This is a genomic window from Nakamurella sp. PAMC28650 (assembly GCF_014303395.1).
GTDB lineage: Bacteria > Actinomycetota > Actinomycetes > Mycobacteriales > Nakamurellaceae > Nakamurella.
This window is the reverse complement of record NZ_CP060298.1, coordinates 3,698,652-3,719,027: the sequence shown is the minus strand read 5'-3', so window position 1 is coordinate 3,719,027 and position 20,376 is coordinate 3,698,652. Positions and strand designations below refer to the sequence as shown.

Below are 20,376 nucleotides of genomic sequence, written 5' to 3'. Positions count from 1 at the left end.
GTCCGGTTGCGCGGCCGCGCCCTGTCGGTCGGCTCGATTACCCTCGGCGCTGTGCCAGATCCAGCTACCTACCGACCCGCAGCCGGCACCATCCCGGAGTCGCCGGGCGTCTACAAGTTCAGGGACACCTCCGGCCGTGTCATCTACGTCGGCAAGGCCAAAAGTCTTCGGTCCCGGCTGAACTCCTACTTCGCCGACCTGGCCGGGCTGCATCCCCGGACCGCCCAGATGGTCACCACCGCCGGGTCGGTCGAGTGGACGGTGGTGTCGACCGAGGTCGAGGCCCTCCAGCTGGAATACAACTGGATCAAGGAGTTCGACCCCCGCTTCAACGTGCGGTACCGCGATGACAAGTCCTACCCCGAACTGGCCGTCACCCTGGGCGAGGAATATCCCCGGTTGCAGGTGATGCGGGGGCCGCACCGCAAGGGCGTCCGCTACTTCGGCCCGTACGCGCACGCCTGGGCGATCAGGGAGACGCTCGATCTGCTGTTGAGGGTCTTTCCGGCCCGCACCTGCTCGACCGGGGTCTTCAAGCGTTCCACCCAGATCGGACGCCCCTGCCTGCTGGGCTACATCGGGAAGTGCTCGGCCCCCTGCACCGGTCAGGTGTCCGCCGAGGAACACCGTGAGATCGTCGACGACTTCTGCGAGTTCATGGCCGGCAAGGCCGATCCGATGATCCGCCGGATGGAACGTCAGATGGCCGCCGCCGCCGAAGCGCTGGACTTCGAGAAGGCCGCGAGGCTGCGCGACGACCTCGGGGCGCTGCGCCGCGCGGTGGAGAAGCAGGCCGTCGTGCTCGGTGACGGGACCGACGCCGACGTCATCGGCATCGCCGCCGACGACCTGCTGGCCTCCGTCCAGGTGTTCCACGTCCGGGGTGGGCGGGTCCGCGGCCAGCGTGGCTGGATCGTCGACGTGGACGCGGAGACGGCGAGCGACGGCGCCAACGGAAGTGACAAGGGGACCGGTCGGCTGGTCGAGAACTTCCTGCTGCAGTTCTACGGCGGCAGGGCCGCCGACGACGGCGCGACCGCGGTGCCCAAGGAGATCCTCGTCCCGGCCGTCCCCGCGGAGGCCGAGGAGATGGTGCAGTGGCTGGCCGACCTGCGCGGCGCCGGTGTGTCGCTACGGGTACCGCAGCGCGGCGACAAGAAGGACCTTGCACTCACCGTCAAGCGCAATGCGGCGGAAGCCCTCGCGCAGCACCGGCTCAAGCGGGCCAGCGACCTGACCGCACGATCGGCGGCGCTGATCGAGGTGGCCGAGACCCTGGGGATGGACGCGGCGCCCCTGCGCATCGAATGCATCGACATCTCCCACGTGCAGGGGACCAACGTGGTGGCGTCACTGGTCGTGTTCGAGGACGGTCTGCCCAAACGCAGCGACTACCGCAGGTTTGCCATCCGGGAGAAGCCGGGGGACGACGTCGCGTCCATCGCCGAAGTGGTGCGCCGTCGTTTCACGCATGGCGTCAACGGCCGGATCACCGATCTGGACACCGAGTTCGACGCCGCCGAGACGCCGAACTCCGGGGCCGCAGGGCGCGCGGCCGCGGCCGCACCGCCCGAACCGGGACGGCCGACCGCGATCGACCCGGACACCGGCCGCGTGCGTCGCTTCGCCTACCCGCCCCAGCTCCTCGTGGTGGACGGCGGTGCTCCGCAGGTCAACGCCGCGGCCGCCGTGCTCGCGGACCTGCAGATCACCGATGTGACGGTCTGCGGCCTGGCCAAGCGTCTCGAGGAGGTGTGGGTACCGGGGGAGGACGACCCGGTGATCTTCCCCCGCACCAGCGAGGCCCTGTACCTGCTGCAGCGACTCCGCGACGAGGCGCACCGGTTCGCGATCACCTATCACCGGGCCAAGCGTTCGAAGTCGATGACGCAGTCGGCCCTGGACGGCGTCGCCGGTCTCGGCCAGACCAGGCGGACTGCGCTGATCAAGCACTTCGGCTCCCTGACCGCGCTGCGCCAGGCCGACGTCGAACAGATCGCCGCGGTCAGCGGGATCGGCCTGATGACGGCGAGGTCCGTCCGTTCTGCCCTGCACCCGGAGGACCCACCGGCACCGACGACCACCGGTCCGGAGGAGGTCGGCGCCGCAACGCAGGACCGGCCCGTCGCCGTCAGGACCGGGCCGGTGCGGGACCCGGCCGACGACGCGGTCGACGATTCCGGAAGGGTGTACCTGACGGGCACGACACCGGGGGGATCGACATGACGGGTCACGACGTGAGCGAACAGCGCGGGAGTGGACAGAGCGGGAGCGGACTCAGCGGGCCGGTGGTCGGGGCGGGGGGCGGCGCCGACGACGACACCGGCACCGGTCGGACCGGTATCGAGGTCGCCATCGTCTCGGGTCTGTCCGGCGCCGGCCGGTCCACCGCGGCCAAGTGCCTGGAGGACCTCGGCTGGTTCGTGGTGGACAACCTGCCACCCGAACTCATCGCCACGATGGTCGATCTGGGCTCCCGTGCCCGGGGTGGTCTGACCAGGATCGCCGTCGTCCTGGACGTCAGGTCCCGGGCGTTCACCGAGGATCTTGCCTCCGTGATCAAGGACCTCGACGCGGCCGGCTACCGCCCGCGGGTGCTGTTCCTTGAGGCGACCGACGCGTCGCTGATCCGGCGCTTCGAGGCGAACCGGCGGGAGCACCCACTGCAGGGCGGCGGACGGCTGGCCGACGGCATCCGGACCGAACGCGCCCTGCTCGGTGCGTTGCGGGACGAGGCGGACGTCATCATCGACACCTCGGACCTGTCGGTGCACCAGTTGCGGGAGCAGGTGGAGCGAGGGTTCACCGTCGGGCTCCGTACCGCCTCGCTGACGGTGCTCAGCTTCGGCTACAAGTACGGACTCCCGCTGGACGCCGACCTGGTGATCGACATGCGGTTCCTGCCGAACCCGTTCTGGATCCCGGAGTTGCGCGACCTGACCGGTCGCGATGCGCCGGTATCGGAGTACGTGCTGTCGCAGGAGAGCGCCGGCGAGTTCCTGGAACGGTACGTCGACCTGTTCCAGCTGATCAGCGGCGGCTATCAACGCGAGGGAAAGCGTTACCTGACCCTGGCCGTCGGCTGTACGGGGGGCAAGCACCGCTCGGTGGCGGTGTCGGAGGAACTGGGCCGGCGGCTGGCCGCCGACAACCTGTCGGTGCAGGTCGTCCATCGGGATCTGGGTCGCGAATGAGCGACCGACCCGGCATCGTCGCGTTGGGCGGCGGACACGGCCTGCACGCCATGCTGTCCGCCCTCGTCCATCTCGAGGCGGACCTGACGGCGGTCGTCACCGTGGCCGACGACGGCGGCTCCTCCGGCCGATTGCGACGCGAGGTCCCCGGTACGGTTCCGCCCGGTGACCTGCGGATGGCGCTGGCCGCGCTCGCCGCGCCCGGTCGGCAGGGCCAGCTCTGGGCGACCACGTTCCAGCACCGGTTCACCGGAGAGGGCGCACTGACCGGTCATCCCGTCGGCAACATCGTGCTCGTCGGTCTGACCCAGGTGCTGGGCAGCACGGTCGCGGCGCTCGATGCGATGGGCGCCGTACTCGGGGCCCGCGGTCGGGTGCTGCCGATGTCGTGCGACCCGCTCGACATCGTCGCCGAGGTGGAGGGCCTGGAGGACGACCAGGCGGCGGTCCGCCGGATTCGTGGGCAGGTGGCCGTGGCGGCGACCCCCGGCCGGGTCAGGAGCGTTGCCCTGGAGCCCCGCGATGCGCCCGGTTGCCCGGAGGCGGTGGCCGCCATCGATGCAGCCGACCTGGTGATCCTCGGGCCGGGTTCGTGGTTCACCAGCGTCCTCCCGCACCTGATGCTCCCGGATATCGCGGCAGCGCTGACCCGATGCCGGGCGCACCGGCTGGTGGTGTTGAATCTCGCCCCACAACCAGGTGAGACGGAGGGATTCTCGCCGGAGCAGCACCTGGACGTACTCTCTGCACACGCGCCGGAATTCCGGATCGACACCGTTCTCGCCGACAAGGCAGCCGTTGCCCTCCCCGGGCGGCTGTCGGCGGCGGCGGGTCGGATCGGGGCCCGGTTGGATCTGGCAGGGATCGCCTACCCGGGCACCCCTCGTCACGATCCGGCGGCGCTGGCCCGGGCTCTCGTGCCGGTGCTCGCCAGGGCGATGCAGCAGAAGTCCGGAACAGACACCAAACCAACAGGGTCCCCAGGTTCGAACCCGGAGCCTGACCCACCGGATCAGCCGGACAGCACGACAGCCAGCAATTGATCACGGCTCGACGACGGATGGGGAGTGGCGCCGCATGGCGATGACTGCCGCGGTGAAGGACGAGCTCAGCCGGGTGACGGTGGCCAAGGTTTCCGCCCGGAAGGCCGAGGTTTCCACCGTTCTGCGATTCGCAGGTGGTCTCCACATCGTCGCAGGCCGGGTGATCGTCGAGGCGGAACTGGACACCGGATCGGTGGCCAGGCGGTTGCGTCGGGACATCGGAGAGCTCTACGGCCACACAGCCGAGGTGCAGGTGCTGTCCGCCTCCGGGATACGCAAGAACACCCGGTTCGTCCTGCGGGTGGTCGCCGGGGGAGACCAGCTGGCCAGGCAGACCGGACTGCTCGACCAGCGTGGTCGACCCGTCCGCGGGCTGCCCGCCCAGATCGTGGCCGGTTCGCTGGCCGACGCCGAGGCGGCCTGGAGGGGTGCCTTCCTGGCGCACGGGTCTCTCACCGAACCCGGCCGCAGTGCCTCGCTGGAGGTCACGTGTCCCGGCCCCGAGGCCGCCTATGCGCTGGTCGGTGCGGCTCGCCGGATGGGAATCTCCTCCAAGGCAAGGGAAGTCCGCGGCGCCGACCGGGTGGTCGTCCGCGACGGCGACGCCATCGCCGCCCTGTTGACCAGGCTCGGCGCCCACACCTCGGTGCTGGCCTGGGAGGAACGGCGGATGCGGCGCGAGGTGCGCGCCACGGCCAACCGGCTGGCCAACTTCGACGACGCGAACCTCCGCCGGTCGGCCCGGGCCGCCGTGGCCGCGAAGGCGAGGGTCGAGCGGGCACTGACGATCCTGGGGCCGGAAGCTCCCGCCCACCTTTCCGAGGCCGGCAGACTGCGCATCGCCCACGGGCAGGCGTCGCTGGAGGAGCTGGGTCAGCTGGCCGATCCACCGATGACCAAGGACGCGATCGCCGGCCGGATCCGCCGGTTGTTGACCATGGCCGACAAGCGAGCGCAGGACGACGGCATCCCCGACACGGAGTCGGCCGTCACCCCCGACATGCTCGACAGCTGACCGGCGTGCGGACGCGTCCCGGAGTGGACCGGAACCCGCATGCCCCCGCTGCGTAGAAATCTTCCCGCTGCGTAGGAAGCTATGGACGCAGCGGACGGATCGTCACGCACGTGGGATCCAAGGCGATGGGGCGAGCCCCGGACGGGTTGCGCCTCAGCATGTTTCGTCCGTGTTTCGGGGGCGGTTTCTTTCATACCCCGGTCGCCCGATAGAGTAGCGCCGTCGCCCCCGGCGCTGTGGGCGGTGTCACTTGATCGATCCGGTGCGGGTCAGCGGGACACGGCCGGGAAAACACGAAGAAGGGCTGACACACGTGACTGTGCGCGTCGGAGTGAACGGATTTGGCCGAATCGGCCGCAACTTCTGGCGGGCGCTCGACTCGCTTGACCACGATGTCGAGATCGTCGCCGTCAATGACTTGACGGACACCAAGACGCTTGCCCACCTCCTCAAGTACGACACCATCCTCGGCAAGCTCCAGCACGAGGTCACGGCCGGCGAAGGCGTCATCACCGTCGGCGGCAAGGACATCAAGGTGCTGTCCGACCGCGACCCCGGCGCTCTGCCATGGGGCGATCTGGGCGTCGACGTCGTCATCGAGTCGACCGGTCACTTCACCAAGGCCGAAGGTGCGTCCAAGCACCTCGCGGGCGGCGCCAAGAAGGTCATCATCTCGGCTCCGGCCACCGGTGAGGACCTGACGGTCGTCATGGGCGTCAACGACTCCCAGTACGACGGCAGCCAGACGATCCTGTCGAACGCGTCCTGCACCACCAACTGCGTCGCGCCGATGGCAAAGGTGCTGAACGACAACTTCGGCATCGTCAAGGGTCTGATGACCACGATCCACGCCTACACCAACGATCAGGTCATCCTGGACTTCCCGCATTCGGATCTCCGTCGGGCCCGCGCCGCGGCGCAGAACATCATCCCGACCTCGACCGGGGCCGCCAAGGCCACCGCTCTGGTGCTCCCGGAGCTCAAGGGCAAGCTGCACGGCTACGCGCTGCGCGTCCCGGTGATGGACGGATCCGTCACCGACCTGACGGTCGAGCTGTCCAAGAGCGTGACCGTCGACGACATCAACGACGCATTCAAGGCCGCCTCCACCTCGGGCCCGCTGGCGCCGTACATCGCCTACTCGACCGATCCGATCGTGTCGTCCGACATCGTCGGTGCACCGGTCTCGGTGACCTTCGACTCGCCCCTGACGCTGGTGCTCGACGGCAACATGGCCAAGATCATCGGCTGGTACGACAACGAGTGGGGCTACTCGAACCGCCTGGCGGACTTCACCGCGCTGGTCGCCTCCAAGCTCTGACCTGATCGACCGCGTATCGCCCCGGCATGGATCAACTTCACCTTTTTGGGACGGAAGTGACGCAAGTCGTCACTTTCGTCCACGCCTGAGAAGTTGATCCATGCCGGACCCTGCCCCAGCCGCGCCACGCCAGCAGCCACACCAGCAGCCACACCAGCAGAGGAGCCCTCCCGCCGTGCAAACCCTCGACGACCTGCTCGCCATCGGCGTCTCCGGCCGGACCGTGCTCGTCCGTTCGGACCTGAACGTTCCTCTCGACGGCACCGCGATCACCGACGACGGCCGCATCCGCGCGTCGTTGCCGACCCTGCAGGCGCTGGCCGCGGGAGGGGCCAAGGTGGTCGTGACGGCTCACCTCGGACGTCCGAAGGGTGTGCCGGAGGATCGCTACTCGCTGCGGCCGGTCGCGGCGCGCCTGGCCGAGCTCCTCGGCGCGCCGGTGGCGTTCGCCTCGGATCTGGTCGGAGAATCGGCCGCCGCCACGGTGGCGGGTCTGCCCGCCGGCTCTGTGGCGTTGCTGGAGAACGTGCGATTCGACCCGAGGGAGACCTCCAAGGTCGAACCGGAGCGGGTCGAGCTGGCCAAGGCCCTCGTGCATCTGGTGGGCGGTGACGCCGCCTTCGTCTCGGACGGTTTCGGTGTGGTGCATCGCAAGCAGGCCTCGGTCTACGACGTGGCCCGGTTGCTGCCGCGCTACGCCGGATACCTGGTCTCCGCGGAGACCGCGGTCCTGCACAAGCTCACCGTCGACCCCGAGCGGCCGTACGTGGTCGTACTGGGCGGTTCGAAGGTGTCCGACAAACTCGGCGTCATCACGGCGTTGCTGCCGCAGGTCGACTCGCTGCTGATCGGCGGCGGCATGGCCTACACCTTCCTTGCCGCGCAGGGTCACGAGGTCGGCAAGTCACTCCTGCAGGCCGATCAGATCCCGGTCTGCGCCGGGTTGTTGGAGAAGTTCGGCGACAAGATCGTGCTGCCGACGGATCTCGTGGTCGCCGACGACTTCGCACCCGACGCGAAGACCGACATCGTGGCGGCCACGGCCATCCCGGCCGGCTGGCAGGGCCTGGACATCGGCCCGGCCACCCGGCAGGCCTTCGCTTCCGTGATCGCCACTGCGGCGACGGTGTTCTGGAACGGGCCGGTCGGAGTCTTCGAGATGGAGGCGTTCGCCGCCGGCACCAAAGCCGTGGCCGAGGCGATCGCGGGCGGTTCGTCCTTCTCCGTGGTCGGTGGGGGTGACTCCGCCGCAGCGGTTCGCACCCTCGGTGTCGACGAAGCCGGATTCACCCACATCTCCACCGGGGGAGGCGCATCCCTGGAGTACCTGGAGGGCGCGACCCTGCCCGGTCTCGCGGTCCTGGAGGCCTGACTCCTATGACGAAAGCCCACGCGAAGCCGGCCGGCCGCAAGCTGCTGATCGCCGGCAACTGGAAGATGAACCTCAACCACCTCGAGGCCATCGCCTTGGTGCAGAAGATCGCCTTCACCCTTCCGGAGAAGTACTACGCCCGGGTGGAGGTGGCGGTCTTCCCGCCCTTCACCGACCTCCGTTCTGTTCAGACCCTGATCGACGGCGACAAGCTCCAGCTGGTCTACGGTGCGCAGGATCTCTCACCCCACGACTCGGGGGCTCACACCGGTGATGTCTCTGGCACCATGCTGGCCAAGCTCGGGTGCACCTACGTCCTGGTCGGCCACTCGGAGCGGCGCGAGCTGTCGGGTGATTCCGACGAACTGGTGGCCGCCAAGGTCGAGGCCGCGTATCGCAACGGGATGGTCCCCATCCTGTGCGTCGGAGAGGGTCTCGAGGTCCGGGAAGCCGGTCACCAGGTCGCCCACGCCGTCGCCCAACTGCAGGCTGCGCTGGCCTCCGTCACCCCCGAGCAGACCGCCGACCTGGTCCTGGCCTACGAACCCATCTGGGCCATCGGCACCGGACGGGTGGCCACGCCGGCCGATGCGCAGGAGGTCTGCGGCGCACTGCGCGTCGCCCTGGCCCAGATGTACTCGCCGGAGATCGCGGGCGGCGTCCGTGTGCTCTACGGCGGATCGGTGAAATCGGGCAACGTCGCTGACATCGTCGCCCAGCCGGACGTCGACGGAGCCCTCGTCGGTGGGGCCTCGTTGGACGGCACCGAGTTCGCCCTGCTGGCTGCGAACTCGGTCGGCATCATCAGCTGACCGCCGCCCACGGGCGCTACGGATTCGGTGCGGACGCAGGTCGTCGCGAAGCCGTGACCGGGATCATCGGGTTAGACTCATCCGGCACCGAGCACCGCGTCATCCACCATCGGCATCCACCATCGTCGTCCACCATCCGGATTCATCGAGCACGCTAGGCAGCCATGAGAACGTTTCTGGACATCCTTCTGATCATCACCAGCCTGGCGCTGATGGCGCTCATCCTGCTGCACCGCGGCAAGGGTGGCGGCCTGTCCTCCCTGTTCGGTGGCAGCATGCAGAGCTCGCTCTCCGGTTCCTCCGTTGTCGAGAAGAACCTCGATCGCCTGACGCTGTTCGTCACCGCGATCTGGATCGTCTCGATCGTCGGCGTCGGGCTGCTGATCAAGGTCGGCGCCTGACCACGAGCAAGTCGCAGATCTGTCCGCACTGACGAAAGAGGCGGAAATGGCAGGAAATCCGATCCGTGGGTCCAGGGTGGGCGCCGGTCCGATAGGCGAGTCGCACCGGGGGGACACGGTCGCCCGTCATCGCCTGGAATTCTTCTGCGCCAACGGCCATGCCACCAGACTGTCGTTCGCGATCGATGCGGAGCTCCCCACCACCTGGGACTGCCCGAGCTGTGGTCTCCCGGCCGGTCTCGACCAGCAGGCGCCGCCGGCGGCTCCCCGGAACGAACCCTACAAATCGCACCTGGCCTACGTGAAGGAACGGCGCAGCGACGCCGACGGGGAGGCCCTGCTGGCGGAGGCGCTGGCGAAGATCAACAGCAAACGAACCCCGACCTAGAGGTGTTTCAGCATCCTGGTGTTGCCCAACGTGTTCGGCTTGACGTGGGGGAGATCCAGGAACTCCGCCACCCCTGCGTCGTAGGACTTGCGCAGCTCGGCGAAGGACTCAGGGGTCAGATCGAGTTCCTCGACGGGTTCGAACCCGAGGCCGGAGAAGAACGACGTCTCGAAGGTCAGCACGAACAGCCGCGTCAGGCCCATCCGGCGGGCCTCCTGGATGATCGCCTCGCACACCGCGCGCCCGATGCCCCGTGCTCTGGAACCCGGATCGGTGGCCACCGTGCGGATCTCGCCCAGGTCTTCCCAGAGCACGTGCAGGGCGCCGCAGGCCATCACCGTCCCGTCCGTCTCCGCCACCCAGAACTCGGTGACGTCCTCGAACAGGTTCGCCAGGGTCTTCTCCAACAGGATGGCACCGGCGTAGAAATCCACCAGTTCCTTGATCCGCCTGACGTCGCCCGCCCTGGCCCGGTGCACGACGATCCGGGCGGGATCCGCCGGTGCCGCGGCCGGTAGGGCTGGTCCGGTACCGGGGCGGTCCGGCGGGGTCTCGACTGATCTCACGAGTCCGTAGCTTAACCAATCGACCCCCGGCGGCAGTACGACCGCGCCGCCGGTGGGGTCGGCGGCGAGATGACGGGTGGCGGGTGCGACGAGGGGCCGTGCGACGAGTGGCCGTGCGACGAGTGGACATGGCGGCACCCGGGTGGCGACTACTCTGATGCGGTGCTCCCTGTGTCTACCGCGCTCTCCCCGGTCGGCGTGCTGTCCGCCACGCCGGCCATCTCGCCGACGCCGGAATCGCAGGCCGGTCCGCAGACTCCACGCCCGGGCTCGCGGGTCTCGCTGATCACCCTCGGCTGCGCCCGGAACGAGGTCGACTCGTCGGAGATCGCCGGACGTCTGGCCGGCGGTGGATACGAGCTGGTCGAGGACGGCGCGCCGGCCGACGTCATCGTCGTGAACACCTGCGCGTTCGTGGCCAGTGCCAAGAAGGACTCGATCGACACCGTGCTGGCCGCTGCCGACACCGGTGCGAAAGTGGTGGCCGTGGGCTGCCTGGCCGAGCGGTACGGCAAGGAGCTGGCGCAGGCGCTGCCCGAGGCGGATGCCGTGCTGGGTTTCGACTCCTACCCTGATCTCGCGGATCTGCTCGGCGACGTACTGGACGGTCATCGCCCGGTGTCCCACGTGCCGGTCGACCGCCGGACGCTCCTCCCGATCTCGCCCACCTCCCGGCCGGCCGCGGCGGGCCGCGTGTCGGTGCCCGGTCACAGCACCCGTAGCGGCGATACCGACGGTCCGGCCAGTGGTCCGGTGCTCGTCCGCAAGTTGCTGCACGCCGGGCCGGTGGCGCCGCTGAAGATCGCCTCGGGCTGCGACCGCCGCTGTACGTTCTGCGCGATACCGGCCTTCCGCGGGTCGTTCGTGTCTCGGCCGGTCGGGGAGATCGTGGCCGAGGCCAATTGGCTGGCCGGTCAGGGCGTTCGCGAGATCGTCCTGGTCAGCGAGAACTCCACCTCCTACGGCAAGGACCTGCCGGGGGAGCGGGCGCTCGAGGCCATGCTGGCCGAGTTGGCGCAGGTACCAGGGATCGTCCGTGTCCGGCTCTCCTACCTGCAGCCCGCCGAGACCAAACCCAGCCTGGTGACCGCGATCGCCCACCTTGCCGGTGTGGCCGACTACTACGACATGTCCTTCCAGCACGCATCGGAAACGGTGCTGCGCCGGATGAAGCGGTTCGGATCGAAGGACTCGTTCCTGGGTCTGACGGCCCAGATCAGGGCGGCGGCGCCGGAGGCCGGGATCCGGTCGAACGTCATCGTCGGCTTTCCCGGCGAGACGGCCGCCGAACTGGCCGAGCTCACCGAGTTCCTCCTCGGTGCCCGGATGGACGCCGTCGGCGTGTTCGGCTACTCCGACGAGGACGGCACCGCGGCACTCGACCTGCCGAACAAGATCGATCAGGACGAGATCGACGAACGCGTCGAGCGGATCACCTCCCTGGTGGAGGAGCTCACCTCGCAGCGGGCCGAGGATCGCATCGGCACCGAGGTATCGGTGCTCGTCGACGACCTGAGCGACGGCGTCGTGGGCCGCGGGGAACACCAGGCTCCGGAGGTCGACGGGAGCACCACCCTGATCGGGGCCGAGGGCGTCCTGCTCGGGGACGTGGTCCGCGCCACGGTGGTCGGGACCGACGGCATCGACCTGATCGCCGAACTGATCGAGGTCGCGCCGCGGCCGGCGCCGGCCGGCGGACTGCGCAGCCAGGCTCGAACATGAGCGCGGATCGAACATGACCGAACAGCCGCGGGTGTCGTTGGTGAACCTGCCCAATGCGTTGACCGTGCTGCGGCTGATCCTGGTTCCTGTGTTCCTCCTCGCCCTGTTCGCCGGCGGCGGCCACCAGGTCTCCTTCCGATGGTTGGCCTGGGCGATCTTCGCTGCTGCGGCCATCACCGACCGGTTCGACGGCCACATCGCCCGCAAACGCGGCCAGGTCACGGACTTCGGCAAGATCGCCGATCCGATGGCGGACAAGGCGCTCACCGGGTCGGCCCTGATCGGGCTGTCGATGCTCGACGACCTGGTCTGGTGGGTGACCATCGTCATCCTCGTCCGGGAGATCGGCATCACCCTCCTGCGGTTCGCGGTGCTGCGCTACGGCGTGATCGCCGCCAGCCCGGGGGGCAAGGCCAAGACGCTCGTGCAGATCCTGGCCATCGGCCTGTACGTGCTGCCGCTGCCCCCGGGCCTGCACTGGATCGGGGTCAGCTTCATGGTGGCCGCCGTCATCCTCACGGTGGTGACGGGTGTCGACTACCTGGCGCGGGCCGCGGCGCTGGTTTCCAAGCCCCGCAATCAGTCGACCGAGACCTCCCGGTAGCCCACGGTGTCGATCCGGTCGGCTCCGCTGGCCGCCGTCGTGGGCCTTGATCCTGCCGACCTCTCCCAGCTGATCGCCGATCTGGCCGGGGTCCACGCCACGGTGGCCTGCGCGGAGTCGTTGACGGGCGGACTCCTGACCGCGTTGCTCACCGAGGTGCCCGGAGCGTCCGCAGTCGTCCGCGGGGGACTGGTGGTCTACGCCACAGACCTCAAGCACTCCCTCGCGGGCGTCGATTCCGCCCTGCTCGACGCACGTGGCCCGGTCGATCCCGACGTCGCGCTCGCTCTCGCCCGGGGCGTCCGTTCCGCATGCGGGGCCGCCCTCGGGCTGGGTCTGACCGGGGTGGCCGGGCCCGACCCGCAGCACGGAGTCGCCGTCGGCACCTGGTACGTGGCCCTCGCCGGCTCGGCGCCCGGCGGCGACTACGTCGAGCGGCTGACCACCCAGTTGCCCCGGGGCGACCGGGCCGCCGCCGACACCCGACCTGCCATCCGCCACGCGGCGGTCCGGGCGGCCGTCGCACTGCTGTCCGTCGTCGTCGGGCGTGACCTGCGGTAGCACGGCAAGATGCACAGCCTTCCCTCGGTCGATCGCCTGACCTGCGGGGAAACGAGTCGGCAACCTGATGCGCACGGAACATTTACCGGCCGCTGCACGTTTTCAGGAGAGTAGAAGGCAATCGTCATCGGTGTTGTCGGTGACGCGGAGTACTTTGAACTGACCACAGGGATGCGAGCCGTGGAACCGGACGCGTCGCTGAGGTGGCAATTGCCCCTGCGGCGGCGTCCATCCGGCAGCGCCGGTGGCGGCGTCCGCCGGAGTGGTGGAGAACAACGATCAAGTGGGAGGAGGTGCGACATGTTGCTTCGTGACGCACTGGGGGAAACCCTTCGCGATGCGAGAACCAGTCAGAACCGGACCCTCAGGGACGTGTCCACAGCGGCGAACGTGTCGCTGGGTTACCTCTCCGAGGTCGAACGAGGTCGCAAAGAGGCATCCAGCGAATTATTGGCCTCCATCTGTGACGCTCTCGAACTGCAGATGTCGGACGTACTCGACACCGTGAGCCGGAACCTGCGCTCCGACTCGCGCATCGCAGCGGCCAAGAACCGTGTCATCGAGAATTCCTCGAAGCCGGGACTGGGCAGCGGCGGCGATCATCGCTCCGCGATGGAGACGAGTCTGCGCATCGTGCTGCCCTACGGGGCCGGGCGAACGGCCTCGGTCGCCTGAGTCAGCGGTTCTGGTGGACGACACTCCGACGGGGTCTTCACCCTGTGCTCGGAGTCCAGAGCTGGTGCCGAGCTGCCCTCTCCCTTCCTCGGTGATGATCCGGTTTCGGATGTCACCCGGGGTACTGGGCGGTTTCAGCGGGGTGCACTTCGCCGTTTAGGGTCTGAGGCATGGATCTTCTGCTCGAGTCCGCTGCCTTGGCCGAACGCCTCACCTCTGTCCGCCGTCGCCTGCACGCGGTGCCGGAGGTGGGGCTCCATCTCCCCGTCACCCAGGCCGTGCTGTTGGAACAACTCGAGGGCCGCGGACTCGAGATCACTACCGGGCTGGGCCTGAGTTCGATCACTGCGGTGCTCAGAGGCGCACGCCCTGGTCCGCTGGTGCTGTTGCGCGCGGACATGGACGCGCTGCCGGTCGTCGAGAAATCGGGTGAGACATTCGCGCCGGCACCGGGTTCCGCGCACGCCGACGCGATGCATGCCTGCGGTCACGACCTGCACATGGCCGGATTGCTCGGGGCGGTCGAGTTACTGACCGCGCATCGCGAGGAGCTCGCCGGCGATGTGCTCTTCATGTTCCAGCCCGGCGAGGAGGGCCACGACGGCGCGGGTCGGATGCTCGAGGAGGGGGTGTTGACGGCCGCCGGTCGACGGCCCGATGCCGCCTACGGACTGCACGTCTTCTCCTCCACGTTTCCGACCGGTGGGTTTGCCGCCCGGCCGGGCACCCTGATGGCCGCTTCCGCCGGGCTGGAGGTCCGGGTGATCGGGGCCGGCACCCACGGCTCGATGCCTCAGCGGGGCCGCGACCCCATTCCGGTCGCCTGTGAGATCGTCACCGCGCTGCAGACGATGGTCACCCGACAGTTCGACATCTTCGATCCGGTGGTGATCACCGTCGGATCCTTCCATTCCGGGACCAAGCGGAACATCGTCCCGGACGACGCCGTCTTCGACGCCACGGTCCGCAGCTTCAGCGCCGCGGCCGCCAGAGCGGTCGCCGAGAAGGCGGTCAGGTTGTGTGCCGGCATCGCCGAGGCGCACGGGCTGTCTGCCGAGGTCGCCTTCACCGGTGAGTATCCGGTCACGGTGAACGACGAGGCGGAATTCGCCTTCGCCGCCTTGACGATCACGGATCTGTTCGGAGCCGACCGGTTCGACGAGATGCCCGATCCGATGTCCGGCTCGGAGGACTTCTCACGCGTGCTGCAGGAGGTGCCCGGCGCCTACGTGTTCCTCGGAGCCTCGACGCACGACGACGTCACGACCGCCCCGACCAACCATTCACCGCTGGCCGCGTTCGACGACTCGGTCCTGCCCGACGCGGCCGCGCTGCTGGCCGAGCTGGCGGTCCGCCGCCTGGCCCGCGGCTGAGCCAACGCCGTCAGGCCCGGTAACGGCCGGGGCGTCCGGACCTGGGTCGAACCCGCCTGGGCGCCGGAACCTGTTGTCGGGGTTGACTTATCCGGACGCGCGGGACACCTTTCGACGCCGGCCACTCTCCGACGCGCCGCTCAGGCCCTGGTGTGGGACAGCGCCGCGAGTACCGCCATCGTGTCGCGGGCCCGATCGACGGGCACGAAGAGATGGTCGTGGTGATACCCGGCAGAGATGTTGCAGGAGATGCCGTCCCGGGTGAGCGCGGTGGAGACCGCTGCGGTCAGCCCGACGGCGTCGAGGGCCGATGGGACCCTCAGGGTGATCCAGGCGCAGGGAAAGATCCCCGGTAGCCCCAACTGCTCGGCCTGTTCGCGGGGAATCACCAGGGTGATGCCCTCCGTCTCGGCGATCATCACCACGGGAACGATCCCCGACGGGACCTCCTCGACCGAGCAGTACAGGTATTCACCGCTGTGCAACTCCGGCTCCAGCAAGCGGAGCAGCTCGGACAGGTCGGCTACGGGTCGCGGTCGCCTCCGGTAGCTGACGAAGGAGAAACCGTCGCGGTGCTGCACCCGGATGCGTTCCCAGTCGGCCGGTGCGATGGCCGGGAAACGGGTATCACCCGGCAGGGCCTGCTCGATGTGGGTGATCTCCAGCCGGTCGGCGAGATCGATGGTCTCGGCGTAGATCTCACCGCCGCCGATGACGAACGTCTCGCCCCCGGCAGCCAGCGCCAGGGCATCCGGCACCGAGTGGGCCACCTCGACCCCGTCCGCGGTCCAGCTCGAAGACCTGGTCACCACGATGGTGCGACGACCGGGCAGCGCGCGGCCGATGGAGTCGAAGGTCCGCCGTCCCATCACGATGGGATGACCGGTGGTCAACGACTTGAACCTCCGTAGATCCTCGGAGTTGCGCCACGCGAGGTCGCCGTCGGCGCCGATCACGCCGTTCTCGGCCACCGATGCGATGAGGACGACGCTCATACCGCGATCGGGGCCTTGATGCCCGGGTAGGGGTCGTAGGCGTCGATGGTGATGTCGGCGTATTCGTAGGCGTCCAGATCGGTGATCCCGTCGGCGAGCGCGATCCTCGGCAGGGGCCGCGGCGTCCTGGTCAGCTGCAGCCGGGCCTGGTCGAAGTGGTTGCGGTACAGGTGCGCGTCACCCAGGGTGTGGACGAAGTCGCCGGGCTGCAGGCCGACGACCTTGGCCACCATCTCGGTCAGCAGGGCATAGGAGGCGATGTTAAACGGGACGCCCAGGAAGACGTCCGCCGAGCGTTGGTAGAGCTGGCAGGAGAGCCGTCCGTCCGCCACGTAGAACTGGAACATGGTGTGGCAGGGGGGAAGTGCCATGTCGCCGACCTCGGCCACGTTCCAGGCGGAGACGATGTGCCGCCGAGAATCCGGGTTGGTCCGCAGGGACTCCACCACCCCCGCGATCTGGTCGAACCGGCGTCCGTCCGGCGCCGGCCACGACCTCCACTGATGGCCGTAGACGGGGCCGAGCTCGCCCTCGGCGTCGGCCCACTCGTCCCAGATGCTGACGCCGCGCTCCTGCAGCCACCGCACGTTGGTGGAGCCCCGCAGGAACCACAGCAGCTCGATCGCCACCGATTTGAAGTGCACCTTCTTGGTGGTCAGCAGGGGGAAACCCGCGGCGAGGTCGAACCGCATCTGATGACCGAAGATGCTCCGCGTACCGGTGCCGGTCCGATCCTGCTTGTCGACGCCGGTGGTCAGGATTCGATCCATCAGATCCAAGTACTGCTGCATGCGCCAAAGCCTACTGGGACCCACCGTCACCACACCGGCGGCTGCCCGGGACGGCGACACACACCTCGCGGTAACACCGCGGTCACAGAAGGTGGACCAATCCCGTCCCCCGGCAGGGAATGGCAACAAGGCCATCAATAGCGGCAACTGGGACGAAACGTGACGGCCCTAGATTTCACCTGTCCGATGCAGGCCCAGAGAGAGGCAGCACATGACCCAACTCGCCGATCGCCCCGTCGAGACGGAACCGCCGGTCCACCCCGTCGACCAGGTGCCGCCCACCCCCAAGTTGGTCGTGCTCGCCCTGCAGCACCTGTTCATCATGTACGCCGGCGCCGTCGCCGTGCCGTTCATCGTCGGCAACGCATTGGGGTTGAGCCCCATGGACATCGGCATCCTGGTCAACATGGACCTGCTGGTCTCCGGCATCTGCACCATGCTGCAGGCGGCCGGCCTCTACAAGCTCAGGTTCGTCGGCAGCCGCCTGCCCATCATCGCGGGCGCGACCTTCACAGTGCTGTCCCCGATGCTCACGATCGCCTTCGCCAACGGCGGTGCCTATGCGGGCGGCCTTGCGACGGTCTACGGGTCGCTGCTGGTGGCCGGTGTCTTCGGGCTGCTCATCGCGCGCCCGTTCTCGATGATGATCCGGTTCTTCCCGCCGCTGGTCTCCGGCACCGTGATCGCGATCATCGGCCTGTCGCTGATCGGTGTCGACATCAACCTGATCACTGGCAGTTCCACCCTGACGTCGGTGGTCACCGCCTACCCGACGACCCTCCCGGCCGGCGCGAGCGTCAGTGCCGGCAGCGCGCCCGGAACGTTCGACATCATCACGGCCAACCCGGACTACGCCAAGCCCTCGTTCATCGGCCTGGCGATGCTGGTCATCCTGGTGATCGTCCTGATCAGCCGGTTCGCGCCGGGATTCGCCGGGCAACTGGCGGTGCTCGTGGTCGGCGTGCTGGTGGCCTGGCCGATGCACCTGCTGAACTTCAGCTCCGTCGGTCCGGCCAGCTGGTTCGGTGTGGCGGCTCCGTTCCACTTCGGTGCACCGCAGTTCCACTTCTCCGCGATCGTGTCGATGTGCATCGTGGTCCTGGTCACCTACACCGAGTCGACCGCCGACACGGTCGCGGTCGCCGAGATGACCGAGTCCGACCTGCCACCGAAGCGGCTGGCGGCCGGTCTGGCCGCCGACGGGTTCTCGTTCATCCTGGCTGGTTTCATGAACTCGTTCCCCGACACCGCCTACGCCGAGAACGTCGGCCTGCTGGGCATCACCAAGGTCCGGAGCCGTTGGGTGGTCGCTCTGTGCGGTGTGTTCCTGGTCGTCCTCGGGGTGATCCCGAAGATGGGCGCCGTGATCGCGGCGCTCCCGCAGCAGGTGATCGGCGGCGCGGCCACCGTCATGTTCGCGATGGTGACCGTCGTCGGCATCCAGACGCTGTCGAAGGTCTCCTTCAAGGACAACCACAACCTGCTGATCGTCGCGGTGTCCCTGTCGGTCGGGATGGCGCCGGCGCTTTTCACCACGTTCTACTCGAAGTTCCCGGAGTGGTTCCAGACGATCTTCGGCTCGGCCATCACCTCGACCGTCATCGTCGTCTTCATCCTGAACCTGCTGTTCAACCACTGGGGCGGACAGGGAGAGCCGGAGGCCCTGGAGACCGCGGTGCACGAAGGCGCCTACGCCCCGGGCATCCCCAACGACGGGGTCAACGTCTCCGACGGATATCCCGAGAACTGGCAGAAGGAACCCGGTGTGGTGGCCCGGTCACGGGAAGCCGACGTGACGTAGACCCGCCCGCCGCCCGCCACGGCGTCCCCGTCCCGCACACCGCGCCGCCGGCATGTGCCGGGGGCGCGGTGTCGTTTCACCGGCCGGACCGGGTACCCACCGGCTACGGTGGTCCGAACCGCAGCGGCCAGCGAGGAGGTCCGAACCGATGACGGCAGAGTCCACCCGTGACCGGGAGGCCCGCATCGCCGATGAGCTGGCGATCGATCTGCTCGACGACGAGGCCCATGCGCCGGGCGGGGACATCCTGCTCGCCCGCCGACTGGCGATGCTCGGCATCGCCGGTGTGATGATCTCGACGGCGGCCATCGGCGTCCTGCACGTGGTGGAGCCCAGCCGCTCGCTCGATCCGCTCTCCCGGACGATCAGCGAGTACGAACTGCTGAGCAACGGCTGGATCTTCGACTGGGGGGTTGTCGTGCTGGCCCTGGCGTCAGCGCTGATCCTCGGGGCCATGGTGGTGCGCGAGATGGTCCCGTTGCGTTCCTGGGGAAGCATGATGACGCTGCTCTGGTGCATCGGCCTGGTCGGACTCGTCGTCTTCCCCAAGCATCCAGGGCTCGACCCCTCGGTGGCCGGGCGGGTGCACTGGACCTGGACCCTGATCGCCTTCTTCAGCCTGCCGATCGGCACCTGCCTGATCTGCTGGCGGCACCGGACGCCGACCGGGCGGTGGCCCCGCTCGGCGATCCGGCTCTCCATGATGGCCGGCGGTTGGTTCGCCGTGCTCACCGTGCAGACCGTGCTCTCCGCGGTGACGCCCATCCAGGCCTGGCGGGCGGTCGGTCTCGTCGAGCGGGCGCTGTCGTTGACCGAGATGGCCGTCATGGTCGTGCTCGGACTGTGGGTCGTGCACCACAGCGAGTCGCCCGCCGTCCTGGACCCCGCACCTGACGTCTCCGGCTGATTCACCCCCGCCGTCCCGCCGTCGCCAACTACTGTTCCGGTGGTGGATTGGAATCTGAACGTCTGCGGCCGGCACGGCCACGAAACCTTCGCTCCCGACGAACCCGAACTGCGGGAGCGACTGCGGGCCGAGACCCCCGCGGGGGAGGCGTGGCGGTGTCTGCGCTGCGCCGCCTACGTGGTCGGGCCACCCAAGGGCAGTGGCCCCGCCGACGACGCCCCCGAGGTCCCCCGCGGCCCGCTGCTGCGGGACCGCAGGATCATGCGACTGCTGGCCGCCGAGCGGGTGATCCGCGGACTCGGCCTGCTGGGGCTGGCCATCCTGGTGTTCGTGTTCCGCAAGTCCCGGGGCGACCTGCAGACCTCGTTCAACAGCGACCTGCCGCTGCTGCGGCCGTTGGCGGACCAGATCGGCTGGAACATCGACAGTTCCAGGATCGTCAGGGGGATCGACAGCGTCTTCTCGCTGTCGGAGAAGACGCTGGTCTGGATTGCGATCGGACTGATCGCCTACGCCGTGCTGCAGTTCGTCGAAGGCACCGGGCTCTGGCTGATGAAGCGCTGGGGCGAGTACTTCGCGGTGGTCGCGACCAGCATCTTCCTACCGCTGGAGATCTACGACCTGACGGAGAAGATCACCGTCCTGCGCGTGCTGCTCTTCCTCGTCAACCTGGCGGCCGTGGTGTGGCTGGTCTGGAGCAAACGGCTTTTCGGGGTGCGCGGCGGGGCTGCGGCCTATCACGCCGAGCACCACGCCGAGAGCCTGCTGACGGTGGAGCGCGCAGCCGTGACCGAGACGGCCGGCGCGGCCTGACGAGCTGGCTGCAGTTGGCCAC

At 68.7% G+C, this 20,376-nt stretch carries 20 protein-coding genes; 17 read left to right on the top strand and 3 right to left on the bottom strand.

From position 1 onward, the window contains the following. Positions 1-51 precede the first annotated feature (51 nt). The 9 genes from uvrC (at position 52) to H7F38_RS16760 (ending at position 9,546) form a co-directional block, all read left to right on the top strand. On the top strand, positions 52-2,226 hold the full coding sequence (gene uvrC, locus H7F38_RS16800; protein ID WP_187090907.1) for an excinuclease ABC subunit UvrC: 2,175 nt from the start codon (positions 52-54) through the stop codon (positions 2,224-2,226). Next, positions 2,223-3,194, top strand: a complete 972-nt coding sequence (gene rapZ / locus H7F38_RS16795; RefSeq protein WP_187090906.1) for an RNase adapter RapZ — start codon at positions 2,223-2,225, stop codon at positions 3,192-3,194. Before uvrC ends, rapZ begins: the two co-directional genes overlap by 4 nt. Continuing rightward, positions 3,191-4,237, top strand: coding sequence for a uridine diphosphate-N-acetylglucosamine-binding protein YvcK (gene yvcK, locus H7F38_RS16790; protein ID WP_187090905.1), 1,047 nt, complete (start codon positions 3,191-3,193; stop codon positions 4,235-4,237). The genes rapZ and yvcK overlap by 4 nt, the downstream gene beginning before the upstream one ends. Positions 4,238-4,271: 34 nt before the next feature. After that, on the top strand, positions 4,272-5,252 hold the full coding sequence (gene whiA, locus H7F38_RS16785) for a DNA-binding protein WhiA (RefSeq protein ID WP_187090904.1): 981 nt from the start codon (positions 4,272-4,274) through the stop codon (positions 5,250-5,252). 313 nt (positions 5,253-5,565) lie between these two features. After that, on the top strand, positions 5,566-6,573 hold the full coding sequence (gene gap / locus H7F38_RS16780; RefSeq protein ID WP_187090903.1) for a type I glyceraldehyde-3-phosphate dehydrogenase: 1,008 nt from the start codon (positions 5,566-5,568) through the stop codon (positions 6,571-6,573). A gap of 175 nt (positions 6,574-6,748) precedes the next feature. After that, on the top strand, positions 6,749-7,945 hold the full coding sequence (gene pgk, locus H7F38_RS16775; RefSeq protein WP_187090902.1) for a phosphoglycerate kinase: 1,197 nt from the start codon (positions 6,749-6,751) through the stop codon (positions 7,943-7,945). Positions 7,946-7,950: 5 nt separating this feature from the next. Beyond that, entirely contained in the window at positions 7,951-8,757 is an 807-nt protein-coding gene (gene tpiA, locus H7F38_RS16770; protein ID WP_187090901.1) for a triose-phosphate isomerase, read from the top strand. A 164-nt stretch (positions 8,758-8,921) separates the two neighbouring features. After that, the gene (secG, locus tag H7F38_RS16765) at positions 8,922-9,158 is read left to right on the top strand and encodes a preprotein translocase subunit SecG (protein ID WP_187090900.1); all 237 of its coding nucleotides are present in this window, start codon (positions 8,922-8,924) and stop codon (positions 9,156-9,158) included. Between the two features lie 46 nt (positions 9,159-9,204). Then, positions 9,205-9,546 carry an RNA polymerase-binding protein RbpA gene (locus tag H7F38_RS16760; protein ID WP_187090899.1) on the top strand — a complete coding sequence of 114 codons (342 nt, stop codon included), beginning with the start codon at positions 9,205-9,207 and terminating at the stop codon, positions 9,544-9,546. Here H7F38_RS16760 and H7F38_RS16755 read toward each other — a convergent pair. Continuing rightward, positions 9,543-10,112, bottom strand: a complete 570-nt coding sequence (locus H7F38_RS16755; protein WP_187090898.1) for an amino-acid N-acetyltransferase — start codon at positions 10,110-10,112, stop codon at positions 9,543-9,545. The genes H7F38_RS16760 and H7F38_RS16755 overlap by 4 nt on opposite strands. A 219-nt stretch (positions 10,113-10,331) precedes the next feature. On the opposite strand from H7F38_RS16755, the gene rimO reads away from it, so the two are divergent. From rimO to H7F38_RS16730, 5 genes are all read left to right on the top strand, one after another. Continuing rightward, positions 10,332-11,834: a 30S ribosomal protein S12 methylthiotransferase RimO gene (gene rimO / locus H7F38_RS16750; RefSeq protein ID WP_370531382.1), complete on the top strand. Its 1,503-nt coding sequence runs from the start codon at positions 10,332-10,334 to the stop codon at positions 11,832-11,834. 13 nt (positions 11,835-11,847) lie between these two features. Then, complete coding sequence (gene pgsA, locus H7F38_RS16745; protein ID WP_187090896.1) at positions 11,848-12,438, top strand: CDP-diacylglycerol--glycerol-3-phosphate 3-phosphatidyltransferase; 591 nt, start codon at positions 11,848-11,850, stop codon at positions 12,436-12,438. Between the two features lie 12 nt (positions 12,439-12,450). Further along, positions 12,451-12,999, top strand: coding sequence for a CinA family protein (locus tag H7F38_RS16740; RefSeq protein WP_370531381.1), 549 nt, complete (start codon positions 12,451-12,453; stop codon positions 12,997-12,999). Positions 13,000-13,299: 300 nt separating this feature from the next. Then, a complete protein-coding gene (locus H7F38_RS16735; RefSeq protein WP_187090895.1) occupies positions 13,300-13,674 on the top strand; it encodes a helix-turn-helix domain-containing protein in 375 nt (124 codons plus the stop codon). Positions 13,675-13,844: 170 nt separating this feature from the next. Continuing rightward, positions 13,845-15,047 carry a M20 family metallopeptidase gene (locus H7F38_RS16730; RefSeq protein ID WP_187090894.1) on the top strand — a complete coding sequence of 401 codons (1,203 nt, stop codon included), beginning with the start codon at positions 13,845-13,847 and terminating at the stop codon, positions 15,045-15,047. Positions 15,048-15,187: 140 nt separating this feature from the next. Here H7F38_RS16730 and H7F38_RS16725 read toward each other — a convergent pair whose 3' ends face one another. Beyond that, the gene (locus tag H7F38_RS16725) at positions 15,188-16,042 is read right to left on the bottom strand and encodes an ACT domain-containing protein (RefSeq protein ID WP_187090893.1); all 855 of its coding nucleotides are present in this window, start codon (positions 16,040-16,042) and stop codon (positions 15,188-15,190) included. Then, positions 16,039-16,833, bottom strand: coding sequence for a thymidylate synthase (locus tag H7F38_RS16720; protein ID WP_187090892.1), 795 nt, complete (start codon positions 16,831-16,833; stop codon positions 16,039-16,041). The genes H7F38_RS16725 and H7F38_RS16720 overlap by 4 nt, the downstream gene beginning before the upstream one ends. A gap of 211 nt (positions 16,834-17,044) precedes the next feature. On the opposite strand from H7F38_RS16720, the gene H7F38_RS16715 reads away from it, so the two are divergent. The 3 genes from H7F38_RS16715 to H7F38_RS16705 all read left to right on the top strand — a co-directional run bounded on the left by H7F38_RS16715 (position 17,045) and on the right by H7F38_RS16705 (position 20,354). Beyond that, entirely contained in the window at positions 17,045-18,634 is a 1,590-nt protein-coding gene (locus H7F38_RS16715; protein ID WP_187090891.1) for a nucleobase:cation symporter-2 family protein, read from the top strand. A 148-nt stretch (positions 18,635-18,782) separates the two neighbouring features. Continuing rightward, the gene (locus H7F38_RS16710; protein ID WP_187090890.1) at positions 18,783-19,541 is read left to right on the top strand and encodes a DUF998 domain-containing protein; all 759 of its coding nucleotides are present in this window, start codon (positions 18,783-18,785) and stop codon (positions 19,539-19,541) included. Between the two features lie 39 nt (positions 19,542-19,580). Continuing rightward, positions 19,581-20,354: a DUF2127 domain-containing protein gene (locus H7F38_RS16705; RefSeq protein ID WP_370531260.1), complete on the top strand. Its 774-nt coding sequence runs from the start codon at positions 19,581-19,583 to the stop codon at positions 20,352-20,354. The last annotated feature ends 22 nt before the right edge of the window (positions 20,355-20,376 follow it).

Coding starts and splice junctions, on each gene's coding strand:
- tpiA (WP_187090901.1), top strand. CDS start 7,951: ATGACGAAAGCCCACGCGAAGCCGGCCGGCCGCAAGCTGCTGATCGCC.
- H7F38_RS16720 (WP_187090892.1), bottom strand. CDS start 16,833: ATGCAGCAGTACTTGGATCTGATGGATCGAATCCTGACCACCGGCGTC.
- H7F38_RS16735 (WP_187090895.1), top strand. CDS start 13,300: ATGTTGCTTCGTGACGCACTGGGGGAAACCCTTCGCGATGCGAGAACC.
- secG (WP_187090900.1), top strand. CDS start 8,922: ATGAGAACGTTTCTGGACATCCTTCTGATCATCACCAGCCTGGCGCTG.
- rapZ (WP_187090906.1), top strand. CDS start 2,223: ATGACGGGTCACGACGTGAGCGAACAGCGCGGGAGTGGACAGAGCGGG.
- H7F38_RS16730 (WP_187090894.1), top strand. CDS start 13,845: ATGGATCTTCTGCTCGAGTCCGCTGCCTTGGCCGAACGCCTCACCTCT.
- pgsA (WP_187090896.1), top strand. CDS start 11,848: ATGACCGAACAGCCGCGGGTGTCGTTGGTGAACCTGCCCAATGCGTTG.
- whiA (WP_187090904.1), top strand. CDS start 4,272: ATGGCGATGACTGCCGCGGTGAAGGACGAGCTCAGCCGGGTGACGGTG.
- H7F38_RS16760 (WP_187090899.1), top strand. CDS start 9,205: ATGGCAGGAAATCCGATCCGTGGGTCCAGGGTGGGCGCCGGTCCGATA.
- yvcK (WP_187090905.1), top strand. CDS start 3,191: ATGAGCGACCGACCCGGCATCGTCGCGTTGGGCGGCGGACACGGCCTG.
- H7F38_RS16725 (WP_187090893.1), bottom strand. CDS start 16,042: ATGAGCGTCGTCCTCATCGCATCGGTGGCCGAGAACGGCGTGATCGGC.
- H7F38_RS16710 (WP_187090890.1), top strand. CDS start 18,783: ATGACGGCAGAGTCCACCCGTGACCGGGAGGCCCGCATCGCCGATGAG.
- H7F38_RS16715 (WP_187090891.1), top strand. CDS start 17,045: ATGACCCAACTCGCCGATCGCCCCGTCGAGACGGAACCGCCGGTCCAC.